Raw genomic sequence first — 24,450 nt, forward strand, 5'->3', positions numbered from 1 at the left:
TAATAAACTTACTGATTAGGTCAGGCCTCCAAAGTTGGAAGACCAAAAAGCAGGTGAAAATGCACACAGTGCGAGAGCGGGGTTAAAATCAAATAATCTAAGCAGCTTTTGCGAGAAATAAAAATGGCCATATGTAATCCAGAGCGATTAAATGCTCTGGTTTTTTTTATAATGCTCAACGATTAGGGCATTGCCGACAAGCCAGACGGTTCTGGTAGCGAGCGCTGCTATCTTCATGGGTTCGCACTCTTGTATTCTGTCCTGAATTATTCAAGACCATTAAATATTCAAAATTATAAAATTCTTCTTTACTTGTATTAACATTTACCTTATAATAATTATAATATAATAATTACACACTTCACCATTTGTTTATACATAAGGTTCTATTCTTCTTAAGCTTTAACCAGGTGTAAAAGAATCTATTAAAATTATTTGAGGAGGGGATTTTATGACATCTTATATTGAAACAGTAAAGACACAGTTTAAGGATCGGAAAGTTGCTTTATTGGTGATCATCTTCACAGTAACAAGATTAATCTATGGATGGGCTTGGGTAGAATCTGCTTCGCACAAGTTAGCTTGGTTTTCTGATGGCAAACTAAATTCAGCCGGAAAAATTGAAACTCTCATTACTAATATAGCAGGTCCAAAGGTTACCAACTTTGATCCGCTTTACATTAACAAAGGATTTTCTTGGCTAGCGCAAAATATCTTTCTAAGTATGCCAGGAGTGACAGATACCTTAGTCGTAATTTTTGAACTCTTAGTGGGTTTATCAATGATTCTGGGATTCCGGATATTCTGGTTTGCTCTTTTAGCAATGTTTATGAATGTACAGTTCCTAGCCGGTGGGTCATTTAATAATTTCGGCTATATTTGGACTAACTTAGCATTTTTAAAATTTGCTCCCTATGCCGAACTCCTGGGAGTAGGAGGCTTCCTGAAATACAAACAAAATAAGGAATTATTAAGCCAAGGCAAGGGGGAACTATCAACCACCTGAGTAAAATTCAGACAATTCTTGGCGGGGCGGTTATTTCTTCTTTATGTCAAAACAACGAGTGTTGCAAATGCAATCATGAAATACATCGCCTCAACCATTGAGATCATCCTACTATATGTATTCCTAAGCTCAAAACAACTACACCCCGCGACGGGATAGCCCCACCCGTCGGGGGTGTAGTTGTTTGGAAATTTACTTTATAGTAAGAAAAAGAACAATTGTGCAAAAAGGGGGTATCAATCAATGGAATATTTACTGGAAATGCTTAAGTGGATTCAGTCTATCAGAAATCCTGTGCTAGACCAGGTGTTTACATCCATTACCGTATTGGGTGAGGACTATTTTGCTATTGCGGTTTTATGCCTTATATTGTGGTGTGTAAATAAAAAGTCCGGTTACGTGATTGGCTTTGCCTACCTGACATCCTGGATATTCAATTTTTCTTTGAAAGAGGCTTTTAAAATACCAAGACCTTTTGTATTGGATAAAAGCATTATCCCTATAAGACCAGAAACAGCCACAGGCTATTCCTTCCCCAGCGGTCATACTCAGGGCATATCGGCCTTAAGCACAGCCGCAGCATCAGCATTCCGAAGAAAATGGATCTATGCTGCAGGGATCATACTGGTGATCCTTATGGCTATGTCCAGGCTCTATCTGGGAGTCCATACACTTCTGGATGTAGCGATCGGGGCAGTTGCAGGTTTTGCCTGGGTATATGCTGCCAATTTTGTATTCAGCTATGCCGAGAGGACAAACCGGAAGGCACTGCTACTAATCCTGTTTATTCCAATGCTGCTGGGTATGATTTTTGTACGCACCAATGACTATTACAAAATCGCCGGAACCTTCTCCAGCTTTATCATCGGATACCTGCTGGATTCCCGGTACATACATTATGAAGCAAAGGGCCTGATCTGGCAGCAGGTTATTAAGTTTATTCTTGGTATGACCGTACTGATTGCCCTTAAGATTATTGTCAAGGAAGTACTAGGCGAAACCCTTACATCAGATTACATACGCTATCTTATCATAGGATTTTGGATAACCGTTGCCGCTCCCTTGCTGTTTAATAAAATGTTCGCCGCAAAACCCTATGATGCTGCCGATAAAGTTAACAGCCAAATTTAGTCTCTTTACTTATCAGGAAGGTACCTTCTCCTCTTTGTTTTTGGAGAAACCCGTATAGTCGTAATGAAGGCGGCCATCAGAAAACATGCCACGAGAGTAGTCCATAGCTATTTAAGTTTTTTTTCATCGCGTTCACAATACTCTCCTGTCCCATTATATAATGGTGTATGAGCTTAAAGAAGGGATATTGTACTTCTTTTCTCATTCCTGCCTGCTGCAGATGTGTACTATATTAATTGGTAATAAACTGGAAGGATGAAGTACATGTTCAACAATATTCTTGACACTATTGGACATACTCCTCTAGTCAGAATCAACAAGCTAAACCCCAATCCGGATGTTCAGCTCTACGCAAAGCTGGAGAGTTTTAACCCAACCGGTAGTATCAAAGACCGCATTGCCTTAAAAATGATTGAGCAAGCAGAGGAAAGCGGTGCCTTAACTCGAGATAAAATTATCATTGAACCCACCTCCGGTAATACCGGAATTGGCCTAGCCATGACAGGCGCAGTAAAAGGGTATTCCGTGGAAATAGTCATGAGCGAGTCTGTTTCCATTGAGCGTCGTAAAATGATAGAAGCTTTTGGCGCAAAGATTATCCTTACAGAGGCTTCCCAGGGAACTGACGGAGCGATTAGGAAAACTAAGGAACTCTGCCGCAATAATCCTGATAAGTATTTTATGCCGAATCAATTTTCCAATGAATTCAACAAGCTGGCCCATTATTATACTACAGCCAATGAAATCTGGGAGGATACCCAGGGAAAGGTCACCCATTTTGTCTCGGCACTTGGTACATCTGGGACCATCATGGGTGTAGGAATGGGACTAAAAAATAGAAACCCCAGTATTCAGATCGTGGAGGCTCACCCTGTTCTCGGCCACTACATTCAAGGCCTCAAAAATATGGAGGAGGCAATTGTCCCAGAGATCTACGATCCAACGAAAATTGATCGGACGATAATGATTGAATCTGAAGCAGCCTTTGCCATGTGCAGGAACATCGTATTACAGGAAGGGATTTTTGTGGGTATGAGCAGTGGGGCCGCTATGCTTGCGGCCCTGGAATGCATCAAGGATATTAAAGAAGGCTTTGTGGTAGTCCTCTTCTCTGATGGCGGTGAAAAATATCTCAGTACAAGTTTGTTCAATCCACCAGGTTAATAAATATCATCCTCCTGTCCTTCTACAGCATATAGAGCGAATATCATCCGCTGGCCGCCTCGAGTATGAGGCGGCCTGATAACAATGAGTGTCGCAAATGCAATCATGAGATGCATCCCCTCAACTATTTAATTCTAATATCAAACTCGCCCGTAATCCGACTTGGATAATCATGAATTTGAAATGTGATCGGAGATTCGTAAGATTGGTTATCCGGTAGTGTTAGCCATAAGGTTTTATCATACCCTGGTTTGTCCGAGCTAGTTGCAGTACTTTGCCCTTTAATCTCGAATGAATAACCACTATGCCCCACACCGGATCAGCAAGGTGTGGGGCATAGTGGTTATTAGTATCATTAATCTTCTTATTCAACCTTCGACAATAACCTTACCATTAGCTAAAGGAAACACAAAATCCAAACCCTTTTCATCTTTGTACTTATCATAAGTTTTTCGCCATTCAATAGTGTTATCATGCTTATATTTGATCACTACAAGCTCAGTATCATACCAAATGGAAGAGACATACGCAGGTTGAGGTATACATTTTATTTCCCTGACAGCAGTAACTATGTAACCGCCGTCCGACGTGGGCCTGATCTTCCCTGCCGCGTATTTTATATCATTCATTCTTTTCTCTTCCTGACCATTATAATCAACAACCAAGATACTGCCTTGATTTTGTTGTCCTGCCGCAATAATAATATTGTTATTTGGAAGCAAAGATAAGACACACCCCCACAACCCCTTATGAAGGTCGGATTTCAACCATACTCTGTTTCCATTTTCATCAAGCTTTATTAGAAATCCGCTGACAAGAGTACCTTCAACGACGCTGCACCCCTTGTCGCCAAGAACATAGATATAACCGTCAGCAAGGCCAAGTTGATTATAGACAAAGTGTTCGTTTTCGTTAGTCTTGACTACCCATTCCAAGGAAAGGTTTACAGCGATCCTAGCAACAAAATCAGCAAACTTTTGTCCTTCAGGCAGTCCGAAATCTCCATTTTGTGATGTCGTGTGGCCATTGATGATCATTCCCAGATCCTTGTCATATTTTGCACCGTCAAGATTTTCAAAACCGCTGCCCCCAAACCCTTTTTGCTGTATGACCTGACCATCTTTAGCCAGTTTCGTAACGACAATATCGAATTCTCCGCCCCTCGTCTGTTTCCCGTTTTCACCCGACCACTTTCCTACCGCCAGGATTTCTTCCTTCTCTGTGATAAAAAGATACCGCAGCATATCCCCTAGATCATCGTCAAACTCCCGTTGCCAAAGTTCTTCTCCATTCTTATCACATTTTACAAGGATACTTTTTTCGCAAATCATGCCCTGATCACTGTAACGGGGGGATGTCTGAACTGAAAAGATATAACTTCCATCAGGAAAAACCTGCAGATTATTGATCTCTCCCGAGATTGTCGGATACATGTAAACTTTGTCCCAGACAACGTTGCCTTCAAGATCCAGCTTCAATATTTTAGGCCAGCTTTTAGAATTATTTTCATTAACCAAACTCGTTGCAAGATTTACTTTATAACCGCAGAGTAACCCGTTGTTTGTTTCTCTGACAATCAAACCGCCCAAAGAATCAATGTTTAGATCCATCTTTATCTCAGGAACCATGCTAGGGTTTATATCTTCCAACTTGACATAATTTGTTGATATTCCGCTGATGGTAAGCCAATTATTTTCGTTATTAAAATCATTATGCAAATGCAGCCCTGCCATCGGTAAGCCTTCATCAGTATTCTCTGGATCATTCTTACCTGTACTAAGTCCAGGCTTGCTGAACCCTAACGATGACCATAACAAGGCACAAAGCAAGCCAAGGATAAGAACTAATTGTATCTTCCTTTTCAAACAGTCATCTCCCTCACAATCCAGAATTATTTCGATATTGTTCAAGAAAACAACTCCAGACTATTGCAATAGTTTTGGTTTATACTACTGCAATAGTCTGGAGTTGTCAAGGAGAATCTACTTCGCTTAACTGTTCTCTTAGCAGGGGCGGTTATTTCTTGTTCGTGATCATAACAATAAGGAAATCACTATTGCCGACAACACGCAAGGTAACCCAAATACAAATAAATTGGTTGACCTCCTTGAGCGTTCATAAAAATCTTTAGGATCAGTATAATTACCTCTGACTCTATCACCGCTAACATAGGCTCCAGACATAAAACCAGCTATCAAAATAGGAATAAATCCAATTACTAGTAAGGCATAGAAATCTTGTCAGTTTCGTTTAAAAAGATCGACATGATTAAGCTAACAACTCCAACAACTAAGCCTGACAAAAATGAACGCATAACCCCATCACTCCTCGAATTAAGGCTCTATTCAACAAACTCTTTATTTTTAGTGAATAGGATCAAAAAACTATTTTCTACAACTAAAACTATCCAGAAAACTAAAAGCTCCTTCATTTCTTTTATATTCGATTCAGTTGGCGGAGGCGGAGCATCCTGTATGACCAACACATAGTACATAAGAGCCAAATTACTAACAATAAATAAGACTAAAATGCTTAAGATAATCATTAGTATTCTAAAAATCTTATTAAGGGAAATTTTCTTCATACTCTCACCATCTCACACTTTTAACTCATTATATAAATTATGTAAAATTTCTACAATAAAAAATTTAGCACGGCTATCCCCTTCAAGAGAATGTGATTTATGTTTAAAAAGGCTACTGCCAAAAGATTTCCTTCACCTGGAATTCTTTGAGCAATTCAACTTCTCCCCTTATATATTTGAATAAGCACAAGCATCCAACCCGTTCATACGGATCGTTTGCTTGTGCTTTTGAATTCTTGTCAATAATCACCGCATTTTATCAAGTTTTCAAGACTCCCACTTCAAGTGGGAGTGGTCCCCCTGACTCATCTAAATTTGATTACTAAAGCAGCTTCACGATACTATTGACTGTTTCTTTTTCTTCTACATATTTTACACTGATCGTATCACCGATTTTTAAGAAGGGTAATCTTTCTGATTGGGTGATATTTGCAGTAAAGACATCCTCCTGTCCTTCTAACAAGATATAGTAATAAGTATTTCCTTCGATAACGAGATTTTGAATATCTGTAATCTTCGCTATTACTTCAAACTGTTCTTTGAGTTCTGAAACTTTTTCGGTTGTTGCAGTACCCTTATTCGTAAACATTTCAAAGGTTGCTTCTACAGTAACACCTATGATTACCTTTTGATAATCCTCAGCATCTACTAACGCATACATCTTAATAAGCCCTGCGTTATCTTTTAAAGACATGAAATAGGTTGGCTTGCCGTTGATATTTAAAAGAAGCGGAAACGTCGAGACGTACCCTTTCTCTTGTACTGCACCTTGAGCGCTCTCCATAGCGGAATATTCTTCGGCTGACGGTATACTGTAAAATGTCATAGCTTTTGTTCGCAGATTGACTAGGATAAACCCAATATTTGATTCATCACGCACTACAGAGGTTATTCCTGTATACAAATACACATCATCATTAATGGCTAGATAGTTGTATCCATCTGTTGAAGCAAGCACACCTCGTTGTCCAACGATTGAATTCCAAAAACCGCCTTGATATTTACCATTGTAATTAACTTGTTCTATCACAAGTTCAGACTCAAAGACCGTATCCACCCAGGTTGGAACCTCTTCTATGCCTATTTTTTGATGCTCTCCTGTTGAAGCATTTAACATAATCACTTCTTTTACATCAGTACCGCCGAAAAGACCAATTTTCTTTTCAAGCACGGCTATAATCCAATATGGTGTACCTTCTTCATCAACTTCAAAGCTAAAGTTCCCGAAAATATCGTTCATATAATTTAATCTTAAGTATCGTTCTACATTTCTTCCAAATCGTTCGCTTTCTGAATACATGATAGCCTGTTTCGGTTTTTCCAGAGTTACTTTTCCGTTAATCATATCGACCATAATATAATTTGGAAGTCCGGCTTGCTTATTATTGAGCCATTTAAAGAACCCGGCATATTCCAAGGGGGACACTCTAACCGGCTTTCCCTGGTAATTGATTTGCGTATAATCCGAAGCAACACTAAACTGCGAGACCAATTCAACAATCTCACCCATTTTTCTGTCTCCCAGTCTTTGGGCGGTATCTCTATCAACGGTTGGGACTTGATTAAAGGCTATTTCTGCAACATCTTCTGCAAAATTCCCTTCCTGCTTATCAATTAAAGTTGCGTATCGGTGAGCATGGAATAATGGCATAGAGTAAATTGCCATTATTCCGACGGCTGCTATTATAAGCATTGACGCCCTGAGCAGATAAGACCATACTTGCAGCTCCTTCTTTAAGGTAATCTTTTTTCCGTTAACTGCTACTTGGGGCAAAAGAAATAATCCGGCACCCAAAAGAAGCATTATGCAAAAGTATGCCCAAAAACCCACTGATTGGATGTTAATAGGCACAAGCAGAAAATAATATGAGATTAAGATAAGTACAACCCAAATAATCGCTGTAATGATGTTTCCCTTTGAATTTTTCATAGTATCTGTTCCTTTCCTTTGTCATCTCAGGCTTTATGGTGTGGCTGACCGTCCCTAGACAACCTGTCGAAACAATTATAGCATATTTTTCCATACAAAAAGATAAAACTTGTCCCCCTTTGCCACTTACCATCCCTTACTGCGTATCTGCGCCTGGGCAAGCTAGCCTGCTCCACGTCTCGTCCTTGAGCCACACATTCAAAAGATCGTAAACTTTGTTCTTATAAATGATATACGTCTCCTTCGTTATTTCCGTTCAACAGCCCAGGGATAACTTGACACTGTCTGAGGCTCAGACAGCGATGGAAACGGTCATAACCAAGAATATTCTTAACAGCCCCAGGGTGAACTGGCCACGATACGAGATATCAGAGTGGTTGACATGACCACTAACGATCTCTACGATCCGCCGGTGACGTAAGCAATTTAACCACAGCAAAGGAGGTGCCTTTCGAACTGCACTCAGTTCTTTAGGCACCTCCTTCCCTGTTTTCATATACCACCCTTGCGAACTTCGCGCTTAACGGCTGTTTGTTAAGCCTTTCGCAAAATGTAGCATTCCCTTACAAAATTTCATTAAGTTTGGGATAAACCGTAAGCACATTTCGATAAAATACAGCTTCGTGATACTCTTCCGGTATAACATGCTTGATAAATTCTACATAAGGTTTAATAGGTACAAGTGGCCAATCTGATCCAAACAGAACTTTATTATAGCAATTCGAAATGACTAAGGCTTGTTGTATATACTCGACGTAAAGCCTTTTATCTTTGATTTTCATCACGTGCTCTTTATTCCCTGCGATGAGTCCGGATAAGTCTGTGTAAACATTATGATTCTTGGCGGTGACCTCTGCTGCATCAATCATCCACGGGACGCCCATATGACAGATTACAAACGTAACGTCCTCTTGTTTTACAGCTAACTCATCAATCGTTAACGGATGGGAAAATTTTAAAAGCCCTTTTGGGGATTGTGTATCCCCACAATGAATCGCCACGGGAACTTGGTATTTGCGAGCAAGCTCATAGATAGGATCATAAATCGAATCATACACGTAATATGGAAAATAACCGGGATAGAGTTTAATCCCTGTCACTCCCCTTTTTTTAAGTTCTCCTTCAATATAATCAAGTTCTTTATCATCTTCCTTAAGCCTTTCAGGATTGACGCCTACACAAGAAAGTAAACCTTCTACAGTCCCATCTGCCAAAACAAATTCTTCCGGACTTCCCGAAGGTTGGTTGGGCTCCCGACTGGGGGTTGACATGATGATTCCAGCTACAACACCTGCTTCTTCAAACTCTTGTCTTAGCCCTTGAGCACTAAATTCCACTTGTGATATATTTTTCGCCGTTTCATTAAATCCAGGGCGACATGAAAAATGCAAATGGGCATCAATGATTTTCAAAATACCATCCCCCCTCATCGCAATGTTTCAATTGCCTGTTTCGCCCATTGGGAATCCTGTAGTACCGCGCGACCGACGCCGATGAGGTCAGCCTTTTCTGCTGCCAGCAATTTCTCAGCCGCTTGGGGTTCATTAATGCCGCCAGTTAGAATGACAGGGATGGATACAACCTTTTTAATCGCTTCTGTCAGAGGGGAGAAATAGCCTTGCTCAGAACTCCCCGGAGATTTATAACCTAAGAAACTACCGGAAATATCGAGAATGGTGATGCCTGCTTTCTCGAATTCTTTAGCCGCTATCTGGCTATCTTCAATCGTGATGCCGCCTTCCTGATAATCGCAAGAGCCTAACCGTAGGAGTAGTGGGAAATCATTGCCCACAACAGCTTTGACTGCTTCGATAATCTGCAAATGGAGGCGAAGGCGATTATGAATCGTTCCACCATACTCATCGGTTCGCTTGTTGCTCAAGGGGGAGAAAAATTGGTTAAGTAGGTAGCCGTGGGCAGAATGGATCTCCACTCCGTCAAAGCCTGCTTCCTTTACACGACGGGCAGCATCCTGAAAGGCTTGGACGATATCGGTAATTTCCTGTTTGCTAAGCTCTTTAGGGATATTTCCATTCCAAGGATGAGGAACCGGAGAGGGAGCGACCGGAATCTCTCCGATGACTTCCTGAGTGGTGGCGCTTCCAGCGTGATTAATTTGCATCACAGCTTTTGAACCATTGCTGTGAATAACCTGGGCTAAACTACGTAATCCTTCCACCAGATGATCATTAGCGACACAGAGTTGATTCTTGCTAGCTTTACCTTCGGGACTTACGAAGCTATGTTCAACTATAATGAGCGAGAAATAGCCGCCCTTCGATTTTTCTTGATAATAGTCGAGGACCGCCTTGCTTACACCACCGTCCGCTTCAGACTTGGCAGTGGCCATGGGAGGCATAATCAGACGATTATGCAGGGTCAACGAGCCCGCTTGCAATGTATCTAGTAAATGAGCCATCAAAGGAAACCTCCTTAAATTTTAAACGTTTTTCCCATCGAGAAAGCCTGTCCTATCTGATCTCGTATACAATAATACGATTGATACATTTTTTAATATTCCCCACTGCAACGGGAATTAATATGAATGAGTAGTGTTCATTAATTCGCCTGCATTAAAGCACCTAGTTCTTGAGTTTACCGGTCTGCTTTGCTTACCTTCCGAAGCCGGCCCTTGATCGGAGTGTTCTGCAGATTCTGCAGCACCAACTCACCCTTATTGTTTAAGATTTCAACAAAGGTTGATACATCCAGGATATTGATGATTCCGATATCTGCCGGGGTTATGCCCTCAATACTGCAAAGCGTGCCCACAATGTCGACGGGTCTCATCTTTGTTTTCTTCCCGGCATTCACATGGATCTTCATGATTTCAGTGCTCAACTGCACACCTTTTGTTTCCTTGATTTCTGGTAAGGTATTGTTTTTCGCCATAAAATCCTGTTTCGACTCATGCACCCTTGCTTCTTCCGGTCTTTCCTTTAGAAGAATCTCTTTGCCGATGTAGTCGTGGATTTCCTTTAAAAACTTATCCTCATTTTTGGTAACAAAGGTTATGGCTTTACCCAGTTTGTTGACTCGGCCAGTTCTTCCGATCCGATGAACATAGCTTTCTCGGTCGTAGGGGATGTCATAATTGATGACCAAGGTAATGTCCTCGATATCCAGACCTCTTGAGGCAACATCTGTCGCACATAGATATCTGAAATATCCTTGTTTAAAATCCTTCATGACATTCAATCGATCTCGTTGTTCCATTCCACCATGAAGTTTATCACAAGAATAGTCCAGCTTTACGAGTTCAGTGTAAACTTCATCGACGGTTTGCTTAGTATTGCAAAAGATCATACAACTGTCCGGGTTTTCAACCATCGTTAGATCTCGAAGAAGCTTCATCTTGTCTGTCTGATCGACAAGATATCTTTCCTGAGCGATCCGATCCGCCGCCGGATTCTGTTCTTCGATTTCCACGCGGATGGGATTTCTCATAATCTTACTGCATAAAACATTGATGTCTTGGGGCATTGTCGCTGACAATAAAACGGTCACCCGTTCATGGGACAAGTTGGCAATGATCCTTTCGATTTGCTCGATAAAGCCCATATTCAGCATTTCATCGGCTTCATCAATGACCAGGTATTTTATATTCGATATATCCAAGGTCCCTCTTTCGAGATGATCGATCAAGCGACCCGGGGTTCCAACCACAACATGGTTTTTTTGTTTAAGTTCCTTTTCTTGAACATGAAAAGGGTACTTACCAAAAACTGCTGCTACTTTTATTCTTCTAAATCTGCCGATATGAAACAGATCTTCTTTGACCTGAACTGCGAGTTCTCTGGTAGGGGTAAGCACTAATGCCTGCGGTTTATTCTGTTCCCAATCCACTAATTCACAAATAGGGATAGCAAAGGCCGCCGTCTTTCCGCTTCCGGTCTGGGACTTGACGATAATATCCTTTTGTGCCAAAACTGCTGGGATCACTTGCTCCTGGACTTTGCTGGGACTGATGAAATTTAGTAAGCTAATGGCTTTTAATAATTCACTACTTAATTGAAAGTCGTTAAAATTACCCTTGTTCATTTAGAGGTCTCTCTTTCATAATTACAATTCCTGATTCAGGCTTTCAGAGTATAAGAGTATCAAATATTTAGGGAAAACCCAAACTAAATTATAATGCAAAACCATATTTAAGCAAATTTATGCTTAGCTTTTCACCAGTTTTAGAGCAGTGAATAATAATGGAAGCAAAGAATAATTAAAATTAGCGTCAACATAACAAAAAGCGCACATTACATCTCAGAAAACGGCTGTAGATGTCTGCACGCACGAATATCTCATCTATTATGTTAACCTTTCCATAATGTCACCTTAGGTATGTACATCATCGTTTCGGTTATTCTGCATACAAAAGCACTTCCTCATTCTGGATTTTACGCAGAAAATCATCTTCTAGACTTCCCGTTGTCAGAACATCAACTTTTATCTGTAAAGCCTCTTCAATTTCGGTATACAGCCCACATAAAGCAAACATCCCTTTAAGAGACCCCTTATCCACTCGTAAATCCACATCACTATTTTCTGTAACATCTCCACGAGCATAAGAGCCAAATAGAAACACCCGTTCAACACCGTATTTCCGTGCGATCGGTTCGACAATAGCTTTGATTTCTTCTATCGTAACCTTTTTAGCGGACATTGCTCTTACCTCCTTTGAATTATATTACCAATGCACTATTTACAATATTATAGCATAAATCTAGTCAAAATAATCAGTAAAAAATGGAATATTATGGCACATTAATCTACCAGACAAAGGGATGATACTTATCCTTCTTCTAACTCCGAGTGAGCACTAGTCTCCAATTCATACCATTCTTTAGTAAAATAATGCACTTTGTCCACCTCTGACTCAATTTAAATCGTCATACCCAAGTACATGGGCCTTCAATTTATTACTTCTCATAATGTCACTTGCAGTACTCCATTGTTCTGGTTCCTTGATGAAAGACCATTTGCCACCTGCCATCGATGAACTTCCAAATTGAACTTCTTAATGAATTCCTCATTTCTTCTCTAGATTCGCTGGTCTTAACTGCCCGATAGGTTGCTAGTACTGCACCCGGAGCTAAGACTTTCACTTGAAAATCCTCAATAATCATTGGAACTGCAGCAGAATGAGGTAATTCCTCGACAACTTGTAATTTATCGAATATGCGCCCAGAAACTCCAAATTCAACAAAATCGTCAGCTAGAAGCACAGAAATTTCCTCTCTAGATCCACGAATCTCAGGTTGTAACAGCCTCTCTTCTAAATTATATATTTGTTGGTAGAGTGATACTTCCATTTTCTATGCCCACCTTTCATCATAAAAAAACCAATATAGTTTACTCCTCGCAGGCTTTGGCTTAAAAGAAAACCTCAGGAAATTATGTATTCTCCTAAGGTTGAGGTTTCGTGTTATTTAACTCTCATGCCGCTTGAATTATGCAACGATTTCTTAACTTCTTTATGTAAGTACACTTTGGCTTCTTTGGCTGGTATTAAAGATATTTCTAAAGATAAAATTAGCGAAATAAGTTCCCACAGAGCAGGAAATCAGACCGTAAGAACCTTCGTAGTTTCGTCTTTCAGGAAATTTGTCAGCACTTGACCTGTATACAGAACGTTTATGCCCATATTCTCCAAAACTTGCGACACTCCATAACTATCGGCGCAAGCCTTGCAGGCCAAAACCTCCACCCCGGCCTGTTTTATTTTCGCCGCGTATTCCTGCAATTGCTGATCTTCGGTGAGAAGTTTGGCCGAAGGCCCCCAAACGATCAGAGATACCTCATCCCACCATTCGTTGAGTTTTGAATTGAGGGTATACATTAAGGCCATTCGGATAGCAACTTCCCTATCCCCACTAGTCCAGATCACGACCAACTTATTGGGTAAATTCATACCTGCAACGCCTCCTTAAACTTATTATGAGATTCAGGGATATTTAATAGAGAACAGCAGCGACAGGCAGTAACTGCCACCAAAGGCTTCATTCGCGTGATTGCGGGTTGCGGATATTAGTCACTAATTCGTTTTACTGCCCGATACACCTGCTTCCTGCTATTTGGTTTGTCAGGAACGGTCTTCTCCGACTGTGCTTAAGCCCAGCTTATACGTTATTATACTGTTCAAGTCGTTAGAATAAAAGATTTGATATTTCAAAAATCAATCAGAATTACAGTCTTTCCCAAGGCGCAGGCAGAAGCAACAATCTTCCCAATGTCGCCGGATTTGCTGTATTTTTTCACCTTCCTTCAGCTTTACCTTGTGTGACCTGGTTGCATATTTTTGATTTGTTAATGAATGAGTTTTCTCCCTTCGGGTGTGTACTTGTTTACCTTTTTGGAAAAACACATTGCATTAATAACGCAATTTACTATTTATAACATTAAGAAAAAGGGGTTCGAGAATCTTTGTAGAATATTTTGAATATTAAGTTAGTACATCGTGTTATTACTTCTATACCTGCTTCATTAAAAAAGGAGGTTAATTATGAAAACAGCAACTGAATACCTTGAGAGTATGAAGGCTTATAACCCAAGGATCTTTCTTGGCGGTAAGCAGGTCAACCTTCATGAAAATTCCACTGCCTTGACCGTTCTTCGTGCTAACGCCAGGGTTTACGAACTGGCTGAAGATCCGAAATACGCAGACATTATGACTGTCATTTCAGCATATTCAGGTGAAAAGGTAAGCCGAAATTTGCACATCTCCTCCAGCACCGCCGATTTAGAAAAAAGGTCAGAAATGGCCACCCTAACCAGCCAAATGCTAGGAACTTGTAATTATCGCTGCGTGGGGGCGGATGTATTGAACGCTTTAGCCGGTATCACTTGGGAAATGGACAAGGAGTTAGGCACAAATTATCACAGCCGCCTGCTCAATCATCTTAAATACCTCCAGGAAAACGACCTGGCAGTGAGCGGAGGGGTTACCGACGCTAAAGGCGACCGAACTAAACGGCCTGTGGAACAGGAGGATCCCGACGTCTACGTTCACGTCGTGGAAAAAAGAGAAGACGGCATCGTGGTACGGGGAGCAAAGGTTAGCCAGAGTGGAGCTATCGGCTCTCACGAGACCTTAGTAATCCCCACTATGGGCATGCGGCAAGGAGAAGAGGACTTTGCCGTTGCCTTTGCCGTACCCAACGGAACCGAAGGATTAACCTACATTTGTCAGTACACTCCCTTCACCGCTGAAAGAGAACTTTCCCCTGACGTGAAATATCTGGGCAATCCCCTTTACGGGCAAAGGGAGACTTGCATCATGGTCTTCGACAACGTATTTATACCTTGGGAACATGTTTTCATGTGCGGTGAAACAAAGTATTCCGGACGATTAGTCGCTCGGTTTGCCAAGACACATCGCATGAACTGCGGCGGTGCCTGTAAAGTAGGTTTTGCGGACCTGATCATCGGTGCCACCCAACTTGCCGCAGAGTACTCCGGGGTTCAAAAGGCACCTCATATTGTGGAAAAGATGACCGACATGATTCGAATCAATGAAACCGCTCGGGCCTGTACTATCGCCGCAGCGCTGAAAGGACATGAGGAACCCGCCGGCTCCGGCTTTTTTCAGCCGGATGACATCTTTGGCAACGCAGCCAAACTTACCATTGCCGACGGTTTTTGGGATATCTTGAAATGGGCCGGAGACATTGGCGGCGGGATGGCAGTAACCATGCCTTCAGAGCTGGAATTGGAAAATCCGGAAACAGCCCATTATGTCCGCAAGTTCATGAAAGCCTCAGCGCCGGCCGAACAACGCCTCCGAATCTCCAAGTTTATTCAAAACTGGTGTGCCGGCCTGCATGGTGCAGGTACTTGGCATGGCGCCGGTTCCCCCATGGCGCAAAAAATGGCTTTATATGCCCTTACTAACTTCGAAGAGAAAAAGAACCTTGCCAGAAGTCTAGCAGGTTTAAGAGAAGAATAAAGGCAAAAGAGCTCGATGTGGGGCAACACCGTCTTAAATACAGGCTCAACTCCGCGGAAAATCAGGGATAAAAACAAAACCCACTAGCTAACACCATAGTATCTAGTGGGTTTTCATTGCTATATGGCCTGACTGAGAAGGCGAGTTATCTTCAAATGGCGGAAATCACAATGGGTTTTCCCCTTTAGATCAGGCAGGTTACGCCCTGCCCCCATCACCATAGCCTCAGATTTCAACACCCCATATGGAATATCCTTATTTAATTATTAGCCGTGATAATTTCTTTTAATGTAATATTTCCATTCAGATAACGCGCATTTGGATTGCTTTCTTTTTTTAATCGGATTGCCTTTTGCGGACAAAGGTTTATACACGCAAGACAAAATTCGCAGTCCCCCCCATATGCTGGTTTAAGCTCATGAAGTTTTATATTGTTACGCGGGCAAACCTTGACACACGTTCCACATTGATTGCAGTTATTCCCGACAGTAAAATCTTTATCGGAATTAAAGTTTGGGTGTCTTTTGTATAAATACTGAATGGCTTTGGTCAACATTGAATCTGTGAATGACTCATTCCTGATAAATCGTTTCTTTTGCTTAACATCATTTAACAAACGGCTCAGATTTTCTTCAGTATATTTCTCTTTCATCTTTTGCTTCTCAATATTAAAAAATGGTAAATAGTTATCAATCATGAGCAAACCGTCAGCATATTGAACATGAATATTTTTTTCCTCAGCATACCGTACAAACGAATTAACACCGCCGGCAAGCTTATTTCCATAGGTCATGATGACAAAAATATAAGGGCTCTTAAGGGTGATCTTCTCAATAAATTCCCGGACAATCTTTGGAGTTGCAAAGCCGTAGCAGGGAAATACAAGGCCTATCGTTTCGTCTTCAAAATGAAATTGATCACCTTTTAAAACCTTTGGTATGGAATACATTTCTCCTCCGAACCTTTTGGCAACATCTAAACTGTTGCCAGTAGCCGTAAAATAAAACACTTTCATAATATACCTCCATCAGTTTTATCTTTCGTTTGTTCAATGGAATTCAAACGCTTCAATGCCTAAAACACTTTTATAGTTTTATAACTATCGAATCGTCATGCACTCTTGAAGCCAGGCTGAATTATTGCTGCTGTAATGACAACAACTTAGTAACTTCCTCAATCAACTCTTCATTGACTTTACAGATCAAAAATTTTCCTTTTTTCTCCGTTCTAACTAAATCAGCATTTACTAATTCTTTGATATGATGTGAAATAGTCGGAGCCCCGATATTCAACGAGCTGATGATATCCGTAACAAAGCATTCCGAATCGGCCGGAAAACTAGACTCGTGCATCTTGGCGATTTGAAAATACAATTCCAGCCTATTGGGATTGGATAGTGCCTTAAATATCTTTGCCGCTTTTTTCGTGTCCATATTCCAACTCCATACTCATACTATAACGATTCGATAACTATCGAATTAATTGTAGCTTTTCTAAATGGTCCTGTCAATAACTCTATTTACTTCTGAACACATAGAAGCTTCTGTTACCTTCCTCTATCATGGTTATATTTTTGCTTTTGGAAACAATTCAGGCCAGACCTCGAATGATCTGACCTTCCTACTTATTTATTAAATGAATAATATCTTTCATCAGGTTCCTGCCATTTATAATTTACATATTCAACAGTTACACATCCAGTACCCTTGTCTTTTATCTGGAAATTCGCAATAACCATGGGTACATTATCTCCTTTCATTTGGCTCTCATTCTGTGGAACAAATAGAGCAGATTTAGTTGAATAATATATGTCATCTACATTCTCATAATTCTTATTAATATAAGTTTTTAGTTTATCTTCAAGACTTTTATGCCCCTCGACTCCTCCAAAAACATATATTTCTTCATAAGTTTGGTAGCCAGTTATGATACCATTATAGGCAAAATTAAATAATACCCAAGATAAAGTAAAGAAAACTACAATTCTGCCTTTATGTATGGCCTTCTTTTTCTTTAAGTGAAAGTAAATATTCCCTACCGGTACTATTATTCCCCAGATAATTATTAATGGGAATAAAAAAATACTCACAAGCAAAATTCCACATGCTGCCTCAGCAATTCTTGTTACTCCCCCAAGTAAAAGGATTATTAGATAAACCCAAACAAAGATTGATGACCCTATGAATAATTTAAATTCCCTTAAAAGCATATTCATTTAATTTACCTCTTACCTGATTAATATATCAACTTCCATTCCACATCTTACCTCCTATTTCCTTCTTATATATTATTTTTAATACCCGAGGGGGGGGGCATAATCCTCACCCCATTGAGTTAACTATCTGTTCTCGGCGATCCTCCCCCTCTTCTATTCTAGAAACCTCAGGTTCGATGGTTACCTGCAACCATTCCACTAAACAAGCTATCTCCCCTCGGCAGACTCTCCACGTAAAGTCATGCAGGTACTTGTAACAAAGGCGACCAGACCATTTTCACTGTCAGTTACCTCACACTGTAACAGACCGATTGTCTTTCCCATCTTAATAACCTTGGCTTCGGCTCTTATTAACCCCTTCCATACTGGCTTCATAAAATTTATTTTCAACTCTAATGTTGTAAATGATTCATCTTCCCCGAGCGTGGAATAATAAGCCGCACCCATAGCAGCATCAGCAACATCGCAAATTACTCCTCCGTGAAGAGTACCCATGGGATTAGTGTGCTTCGTTCCGGCTTCAAGCTCCATCACTGCCTGACCCACACCAACTTCTACAATATTAAACCCTATCAGGCGGGCAATTGGGGGAATGGGCATGTCCCCGAATTTTCTCCTAATTTTTTCTGTCATTGTTCGGCTCTCCTTTTGTGTTTTTTTAATTAGCACCTTGGTCCTCCAACTCCCATTTTCAGCCCACTATTGTGCATGAGTATTATTCGGACGGTTGAACACTCAATTTAATTGACGATTTCGCGTCTCCTTTACGATATTCATCATTACTGGCCGACAGGACATGACTTCATACAATTAAAGCATTGATACTGATTACCTAAATGATGCGATTCACGTATTCTTTGATACTCTTCACTCATAAGCATTTTCTTTTTCTCTTCAGTCGAAGCTCCAAAAAGCTGGTTCCAGAACATTATCTCAGTCCTCACTCCGTATGGAAGTGAATGCGGCATACATTTCATCAAGTCGGTTTTTCCCTCTATATCCAAAGCTTTTCCTGGGCAATTTTCAACACAAAGATTACAATGAATACAGAAATCCTCGTTAGATCTTGGCGAAGGATGCAAATCAAGGTTGGTAATGATACTAACAAAATTAACTCGGGTACCGAACTGAGGGTGAATTACTAGGTTGTGGCGACCAAAAGACCCCAGCCCAGCAGCAACAGCTGCATGACGATGAGAAAAGTCGGCAATAGCCCTTCTGTCATTATGGATCTCAAACGGGGCTGTCCATGGAATATTAGCTACTTTTGCCCTGAATTTGTTCTCCAGAAACCTAGCAACTCGATAGCTTGCGTTCCTTGCGAACTGCTCCAAATCTAAATAGCCATTAAGGGCAATACTTAAACTTGGACTTTCGCAACTTGATAAGACTTTAAATGCTAAAACTATTATAGATTTTGCATCAGGTAGAAACTTCGTGATCTCATAAGATTTTGGGCTGTTGTAATCAAACGCATTGGCAAATCCTACATCATCAACACCTATGCTTAAAGTAAACTCGCGAATCTCTTTCTCCATGATTCCATACTCCTTTCACATTAGGAAATTGACCCAATATATTATGTTCATTAGCAATTCTTAAGCACTTTTCCTTTATAATAACTTTAACTCATTGTGTGTATATACACGTAATTGTGTAAAAAAATTTTAGAGTTTGGTTTCGCGCCCTAAATCCTGCAGGTCGTTCAAAAGTACAGTCAAACGTTCATTGCCCATTTTCTCAGCCAGCTCTAATTGAACTCCCTCCCACATGGGTATAGCCTCTTGCAGCAATGAAATTCCCTCTTCAGTAAGGTTAAATATCTGTTCTCGGCGATCCTCCCCCTCTTCTATTTCTAGTAACCCTTTGTTTTCTAAAATTTTAGCATTACGACTTAAGGTGGACCGATCCATTCCAAGGGGACGAGCCAGCTTCCCAATCGGTATACCACGATTCCCGGCAACGGCCATCATTAAAGAAAACTGCGTTGCTTTTATTCCTGTTGGCTTTAGCGCTTGGTCATAGACCAGGCTCAAAAGCCTAGAGGCCTTGCGCAAGTTGAAGCAGACACAAGTCTTGCCCGTTATCCTGGACATTTTTTTTAAGTCTTCCCTTGTAGTTTCATCGTGCATTTAAAGTCCCTCTTTAGCATTTTATGTTAATATAAGTATATACACATATTAGATATAATCAAGATTTATTTGATAATTTCAATACACAGGACAGCTGCACAATGTGCGGGGAAATGTGTTCTATACGCCTTATGAACCGGGTTATGAATAAATAGCGTTAAATTGTGTTATATAACTGTTCTGCAAATCATTATCCTGATATTGACATCGGCTAAGATCCTTGATATACTGACCAAACAAAAGCAAATTGCAATGCAATGATTAGGAGAAGTACATACTCCCGATATTTAAGAGAGAAGATGGTTGGTGCGAATCTTCATGGAGGAAGTATGGAAGTAGCCTTTGAGCAGTGAACCGAACGAGAGAAATCTTTAGTAGACTTCAACGGAGTTTCCACCGTTACAAGGAAAGCGGTATCGATCACAGTAGTCGTGCTGATTTTATTCAGGACCATACATGTTTTCCGTACTGACAGAGTGCAGAGGTTTTTCCTCTGAATTTAGGTGGTAACACGGAAGTAAATTCGCCCTAAGCTAAAGTAAAATTTAGCTTAGGGTTTTTTATTTCCTTTAAAATTTTAAGGAGGAGACAAGACTATGGAACAAATCAGAGGCACCAGTTTATTGGTAAAAGCGTTACAGGAAGAAGGAGTAGATACAATCTTTGGCTATCCGGGCGGGCTGGTAACGGATATTTTCGACGAACTCTATCACCATGATGACATTAAAGTTGTCTTGCCGCGCCATGAGCAGGCCCTGGTTCATGAGGCAGACGGTTATGCACGTTCGACAGGTAAAGTGGGAGTCTGCCTGGTTACCGGCGGTCCGGGCGCAGCAAACATGGTCACCGGAATTGCAACGGCTTACTATGACAGTGTGCCGCTGGTTTGCTTGTCAGGGCAGGTTGCCTCCAGTCTGATTGGCGACGATGCCTTTCAGGAGGCCGACATCGTCGGGATCACCAGAAATATTTGTAAACATGGAGTTATTGTTAACGATCGCAAGAATCTAGGCAGAATACTCAAAGAAGCTTTCTATATTGCCAGAACCGGGAAACCCGGTCCGGTCTTAGTTGATTTGCCTAAGAACGTTATGGTGGAGTTAGGCAGTGATGAATATCCGGACAAGGTGAATATCCGGGGGTACAAGCCAAGTACAAAAGTCCACATCGGACAGCTTAAAAAGGCGGTAGATTTATTAAATACTTCCCAAAAACCGATTTTCCTGATTGGCGGAGGCGTCAATATCGCCGGGGCCCAGGCTGAACTAACCAAGCTGGTGGAACTGACCAAGATTCCTGTGGTGACCACCATGATGGGCAAAGGCAGTATTGACACAAAACATCCCTACTATCTCGGCAACGTAGGCATGCATGGCAATTATGCCGCCAATATGGCCGTTACGGAATGTGATCTGCTCTTTTCCATCGGAACAAGATTTAGTGATCGGGTTACAAGTAAAATCAGTGAATTTGCCCGCAATGCTAAAATCGTGCATATCGATATTGATTCAGCCGCCATCTCCAAGAATATTAAGGTGGATATACCCATTGTCGCCGACGCCAAAGAAGCCATTACAGCTATGCTTAACTATGTAAACGAGCATGAGACAACGGAATGGCTGCAGCAGCTTTTAAGCTGGCAAGCGGCCCACCCCCTTACTATGCAGAGTAACAACGGGCTGACAGCCAAAAAAGTCATTGACCATATCAATGAAACCTGCCAAGACGCCATCGTCGTGACGGACGTGGGACAACACCAAATGTGGACCATTCAGTTTTTAGAGTTAAACAGCAATATGCAGCTCTTAACTTCAGGGGGTATGGGAACAATGGGCTATGGTTTCCCTGCTGCCCTAGGTGCCAAACTGGGTAATGAGGATAAAACGGTGATTTGTATTTCCGGTGACGGGGGAATGCAGATGAACATTCAAGAGCTGGCTACTGCTGTGGCGGAGGAGCTTCCTGTGATTATCTGCCTGTTTAACAACAGTTCTTTAGGCATGGTAAGACAGGTGCAAACCCTCTTTTTCGAGAAGAATTATTCAAGTATCTGTACCAGACGCAGGAAATCATGCCCCAGAAAATGCAGCGGTACAAGTGAACAATGTCCTCCCTATTCACCGGATTTTGTGGCCTTGGCTAAAGCTTACGGAGCGGAAGGTATCCGGGTGACCACAGAAGGGGAAATTGCGTCTGCCTTCCAACAGGCCTTAGAAAACACCCATGCTCCTACGATCATCGAATTTATCATTGACAAGGACGATCTGGTTCTGCCCATGGTCCAAGGCGGCAAACCATTGTATGAGATGATTTTAGAACATTAAGTATTAGAATACTAAGGAGGAAAAAAACATGGAAAAGCGCTGGCTTTCACTTTTTGTGGAAAATGATATCGGAGTATTGGCCAAGATTTCAGGCCTGTTTTCCGGCAAAGCCTATAATTTAGAAAGTCTCACAGTGGGCATGACCGAGGATGAAACTGTTTCCAGAATGACCATAAGATTAATCAGTGACGATGAGACCTTTGAACAGATTAAAAAGCAATTAAATCGCTGTGTAGAAGTCATCAAGGTTGTCGATTTTACCAATACTCCCATTCATATGAAGGAATTGCTCTTTGTTAAAGTCAGAAAATGTTCTAAAGGGGATCTGGATGAATTGTTCAGAATTGCCGAGGTCTTTGGGGTTTCAATCACAGATTATGATAAAGAAAGTGTCTTGATGGAATGCGTGCAAACAGAAAGCAAGAACAACGCTCTGATTTCACTCTTGAGCAGTGATTTCCAAAGCATTGAAGTGGTTAGAGGCGGGAGTGTGGCCATAGAATCTATCAGTATCACTGAGCGGTGATTACAGGGTCGTTCGCTTCGTTGCAGCATGAACGGGAAACTATTGAAAGCCGGCTTTGTTCCTCACCCAAAGATTACCAAGTCCTCACCTGAAGCCACCTAAACTTCTTCCAGAAATTTCACCTGGATCTTACCCTCCAAAAGTTCTTCAAACTTTTGGGCTGCTGCCTGAAAATAAGCTGAACTCCCATGGGCTTTGAAGGCCTCCTTATCCTTGTATTTTTCAAAGAAGACAATTTCAGTCGGGTCATTTTTTACCACATGAGGTATGTACATCAAACAGTCCTTTTCCTTAGCCAGAACTTCTTTGGCCAATTGCGCACAAATTTCGGCCACTTCAGCCTCTTTGCCGGTTTTTACCTTCAAGGTTGCCATTAAGGTCAACAATTCCATCACTCCTTTGTTTTTACTCGGAACGCAGTAACTATATTCAACATTCAGGCAATTTCCTCCTGCAAAGTAGCGCTGCATTTTGCTTACTCCACTTTAAACAAAAGTATCAAATGGAACTTCCGTCAAGACTCTCAATTAATTTCTGATCATAGCCACATGCGACTAGGATATTATAAAAAGCCTATTGGTCATAAACCATAGGCAAATTATTCTTAGCTCGAGTTAATATGCTTAGTCCGAATTCGGTCGAATATTCTTAAAGATCTCTCCCACTGAAAATACTGGAACCGGAAGTTATTATAGTAGTTGATGGATCGTTAATTAGTGGAGATGGAAGCCTTGCTGCTTCAAAGTGCATACCTAGTGGAATATCCGTGAGAAAACCATTCGTGGAACTTTCAGCAGAGACATTCACTGCATCTCCTGCAGTTAATTGGAGGATTGCAGAAACACTTGTCACATTTCGAAACGTGATTTCACCAAAAAAATCGTTATCAACAACGACAGGATTTCCATTTATCAGGATAGTTATTAACACTCTATGATTAACATGAGCAATTTCCGGATAAAAATCAACACTGGCAATAACTGAATAAATTCCATCTTGTTTTGGAGTAAAGGTCGAGCAAACCGGGTCATATTCATTGTTCAAGTCAAATACTTGAGTTGGATACATCACTGGGACGACGGGAGTGTCTGCAGCAACACCTTGTTGAGTAGAGTTATTGACTGCCCTGAAAGCGGATGGTCTAAGCCACTTTATTTTCTTATGACAACAGGTTGAATTTAGGGTCAAATTCTGAAATCTTTTTATAATATTACGCAGTGTATCATCTTTCTCTGTAAACATAATAACGAACTCCTTTCATCGTTTGCATTAATATATGCCGGACATGATGAGTTGGACCACTCTATGGTTACAGATTACGGAAGGGCATTAGAGAAAAAAACTGCAAATCTATAAATATAAGACAAAGCACCTGCGTAATTTTTGATATGCTACCCCCAGATACAATGTCATTAAGTTAAGCTCATGAGAAACCCCAGCGGTAGAAAAGTGATACCGCTGGGGTTGTCGCATACACGGAATAACATAGAAAAACACGG

Annotated in this window: 23 protein-coding genes, 2 pseudogenes and 1 other annotated feature; of the genes and pseudogenes, 7 read left to right on the forward strand and 18 right to left on the reverse strand. The window is 41.0% G+C overall.

Features of this window, described 5'->3' with window-relative positions; all coding sequences use genetic code 11:
- Nucleotides 1-451: 451 nt before the first annotated feature.
- From BLS16_RS17305 to BLS16_RS17315, 3 genes are all read left to right on the forward strand, one after another.
- Nucleotides 452-1,006, forward strand: a complete 555-nt coding sequence (locus BLS16_RS17305; RefSeq protein ID WP_092334916.1) for a DoxX family protein — start codon at nt 452-454, stop codon at nt 1,004-1,006.
- Between the two features lie 243 nt (nt 1,007-1,249).
- Nucleotides 1,250-2,137 (forward strand): phosphatase PAP2 family protein, encoded by an 888-nt coding sequence (locus BLS16_RS17310; RefSeq protein WP_092334917.1) that lies wholly within the window; start codon nt 1,250-1,252, stop codon nt 2,135-2,137.
- A 264-nt stretch (nt 2,138-2,401) separates the two neighbouring features.
- Nucleotides 2,402-3,301 (forward strand): PLP-dependent cysteine synthase family protein, encoded by a 900-nt coding sequence (locus BLS16_RS17315; RefSeq protein WP_092334918.1) that lies wholly within the window; start codon nt 2,402-2,404, stop codon nt 3,299-3,301.
- A 368-nt stretch (nt 3,302-3,669) separates the two neighbouring features.
- Here the strand turns inward: BLS16_RS17315 and BLS16_RS17325 are convergent, their stop codons facing one another.
- The 4 genes and pseudogenes from BLS16_RS17325 to BLS16_RS24395 all read right to left on the reverse strand — a co-directional run.
- Nucleotides 3,670-5,166 (reverse strand): hypothetical protein, encoded by a 1,497-nt coding sequence (locus BLS16_RS17325; protein ID WP_143015548.1) that lies wholly within the window; start codon nt 5,164-5,166, stop codon nt 3,670-3,672.
- A 168-nt stretch (nt 5,167-5,334) separates the two neighbouring features.
- Entirely contained in the window at nt 5,335-5,484 is a 150-nt protein-coding gene (locus BLS16_RS24390) for a DUF5316 family protein (RefSeq protein ID WP_242876344.1), read from the reverse strand.
- A gap of 723 nt (nt 5,485-6,207) precedes the next feature.
- Nucleotides 6,208-7,815, reverse strand: coding sequence for a hypothetical protein (locus BLS16_RS17340; protein ID WP_092334922.1), 1,608 nt, complete (start codon nt 7,813-7,815; stop codon nt 6,208-6,210).
- Between the two features lie 136 nt (nt 7,816-7,951).
- Nucleotides 7,952-8,059 (reverse strand): annotated as a pseudogene (locus BLS16_RS24395) (DUF3102 domain-containing protein); the annotation flags it as partial.
- Between BLS16_RS24395 and BLS16_RS17345 the strand changes: the two are divergent.
- Nucleotides 8,043-8,236: pseudogene (locus BLS16_RS17345) on the forward strand (DUF2922 domain-containing protein). The pseudogenes BLS16_RS24395 and BLS16_RS17345 overlap by 17 nt on opposite strands.
- Nucleotides 8,237-8,378: 142 nt before the next feature.
- On the opposite strand, the gene BLS16_RS17350 reads toward BLS16_RS17345, so the two are convergent.
- The 6 genes from BLS16_RS17350 to BLS16_RS17375 all read right to left on the reverse strand — a co-directional run bounded on the left by BLS16_RS17350 (nt 8,379) and on the right by BLS16_RS17375 (nt 13,720).
- Nucleotides 8,379-9,227, reverse strand: a complete 849-nt coding sequence (locus BLS16_RS17350) for an amidohydrolase family protein (protein ID WP_092334923.1) — start codon at nt 9,225-9,227, stop codon at nt 8,379-8,381.
- A gap of 14 nt (nt 9,228-9,241) precedes the next feature.
- A complete protein-coding gene (locus BLS16_RS17355; protein WP_092334924.1) occupies nt 9,242-10,234 on the reverse strand; it encodes an NADH:flavin oxidoreductase in 993 nt (330 codons plus the stop codon).
- Nucleotides 10,235-10,410: 176 nt separating this feature from the next.
- On the reverse strand, nt 10,411-11,856 hold the full coding sequence (locus BLS16_RS17360; RefSeq protein WP_092334925.1) for a DEAD/DEAH box helicase: 1,446 nt from the start codon (nt 11,854-11,856) through the stop codon (nt 10,411-10,413).
- Between the two features lie 313 nt (nt 11,857-12,169).
- Nucleotides 12,170-12,472: a nucleotidyltransferase family protein gene (locus BLS16_RS17365; protein ID WP_092334926.1), complete on the reverse strand. Its 303-nt coding sequence runs from the start codon at nt 12,470-12,472 to the stop codon at nt 12,170-12,172.
- A gap of 271 nt (nt 12,473-12,743) precedes the next feature.
- Nucleotides 12,744-13,121: a nuclear transport factor 2 family protein gene (locus BLS16_RS17370; protein WP_092334927.1), complete on the reverse strand. Its 378-nt coding sequence runs from the start codon at nt 13,119-13,121 to the stop codon at nt 12,744-12,746.
- Nucleotides 13,122-13,372: 251 nt separating this feature from the next.
- Nucleotides 13,373-13,720: a DsrE family protein gene (locus BLS16_RS17375; RefSeq protein ID WP_092334928.1), complete on the reverse strand. Its 348-nt coding sequence runs from the start codon at nt 13,718-13,720 to the stop codon at nt 13,373-13,375.
- Nucleotides 13,721-14,311: 591 nt separating this feature from the next.
- On the opposite strand from BLS16_RS17375, the gene BLS16_RS17380 reads away from it, so the two are divergent.
- Nucleotides 14,312-15,754 (forward strand): 4-hydroxyphenylacetate 3-hydroxylase N-terminal domain-containing protein, encoded by a 1,443-nt coding sequence (locus BLS16_RS17380; protein ID WP_092334929.1) that lies wholly within the window; start codon nt 14,312-14,314, stop codon nt 15,752-15,754.
- A 259-nt stretch (nt 15,755-16,013) separates the two neighbouring features.
- Here the strand turns inward: BLS16_RS17380 and BLS16_RS17385 are convergent, their stop codons facing one another.
- From BLS16_RS17385 to BLS16_RS17410, 6 genes are all read right to left on the reverse strand, one after another.
- On the reverse strand, nt 16,014-16,769 hold the full coding sequence (locus BLS16_RS17385; protein ID WP_092334930.1) for an EFR1 family ferrodoxin: 756 nt from the start codon (nt 16,767-16,769) through the stop codon (nt 16,014-16,016).
- Between the two features lie 121 nt (nt 16,770-16,890).
- Nucleotides 16,891-17,187: an ArsR/SmtB family transcription factor gene (locus BLS16_RS17390; protein ID WP_092334931.1), complete on the reverse strand. Its 297-nt coding sequence runs from the start codon at nt 17,185-17,187 to the stop codon at nt 16,891-16,893.
- A gap of 191 nt (nt 17,188-17,378) precedes the next feature.
- Nucleotides 17,379-17,969 (reverse strand): hypothetical protein, encoded by a 591-nt coding sequence (locus BLS16_RS17395; protein WP_092334932.1) that lies wholly within the window; start codon nt 17,967-17,969, stop codon nt 17,379-17,381.
- 207 nt (nt 17,970-18,176) lie between these two features.
- Complete coding sequence (locus BLS16_RS17400) at nt 18,177-18,602, reverse strand: PaaI family thioesterase (RefSeq protein ID WP_092334939.1); 426 nt, start codon at nt 18,600-18,602, stop codon at nt 18,177-18,179.
- A 146-nt stretch (nt 18,603-18,748) separates the two neighbouring features.
- Nucleotides 18,749-19,507 carry a 4Fe-4S binding protein gene (locus BLS16_RS17405; RefSeq protein ID WP_092334933.1) on the reverse strand — a complete coding sequence of 253 codons (759 nt, stop codon included), beginning with the start codon at nt 19,505-19,507 and terminating at the stop codon, nt 18,749-18,751.
- Nucleotides 19,508-19,636: 129 nt separating this feature from the next.
- Nucleotides 19,637-20,101 (reverse strand): MarR family winged helix-turn-helix transcriptional regulator, encoded by a 465-nt coding sequence (locus BLS16_RS17410; protein WP_092334934.1) that lies wholly within the window; start codon nt 20,099-20,101, stop codon nt 19,637-19,639.
- Between the two features lie 248 nt (nt 20,102-20,349).
- Nucleotides 20,350-20,635 (forward strand) — a binding site (T-box leader).
- 62 nt (nt 20,636-20,697) lie between these two features.
- Between BLS16_RS17410 and ilvB the strand changes: the two genes are divergently transcribed.
- Together ilvB and ilvN are read left to right on the forward strand one after the other, a co-directional pair.
- Entirely contained in the window at nt 20,698-22,425 is a 1,728-nt protein-coding gene (gene ilvB / locus BLS16_RS17415) for a biosynthetic-type acetolactate synthase large subunit (RefSeq protein ID WP_092334935.1), read from the forward strand.
- Nucleotides 22,426-22,453: 28 nt separating this feature from the next.
- Nucleotides 22,454-22,951, forward strand: a complete 498-nt coding sequence (gene ilvN, locus BLS16_RS17420) for an acetolactate synthase small subunit (RefSeq protein WP_092334936.1) — start codon at nt 22,454-22,456, stop codon at nt 22,949-22,951.
- 98 nt (nt 22,952-23,049) lie between these two features.
- Here ilvN and BLS16_RS17425 read toward each other — a convergent pair whose 3' ends face one another.
- Nucleotides 23,050-23,421, reverse strand: coding sequence for a putative quinol monooxygenase (locus BLS16_RS17425; protein WP_242876345.1), 372 nt, complete (start codon nt 23,419-23,421; stop codon nt 23,050-23,052).
- Nucleotides 23,422-23,599: 178 nt separating this feature from the next.
- On the reverse strand, nt 23,600-24,193 hold the full coding sequence (locus tag BLS16_RS17430; RefSeq protein WP_092334937.1) for a C1q-like domain-containing protein: 594 nt from the start codon (nt 24,191-24,193) through the stop codon (nt 23,600-23,602).
- Between the last annotated feature and the right edge of the window lie 257 nt (nt 24,194-24,450).

The sequence above is a fragment of the Desulfosporosinus hippei DSM 8344 genome, from assembly GCF_900100785.1.
In the GTDB taxonomy this organism is placed as follows: domain Bacteria; phylum Bacillota; class Desulfitobacteriia; order Desulfitobacteriales; family Desulfitobacteriaceae; genus Desulfosporosinus; species Desulfosporosinus hippei.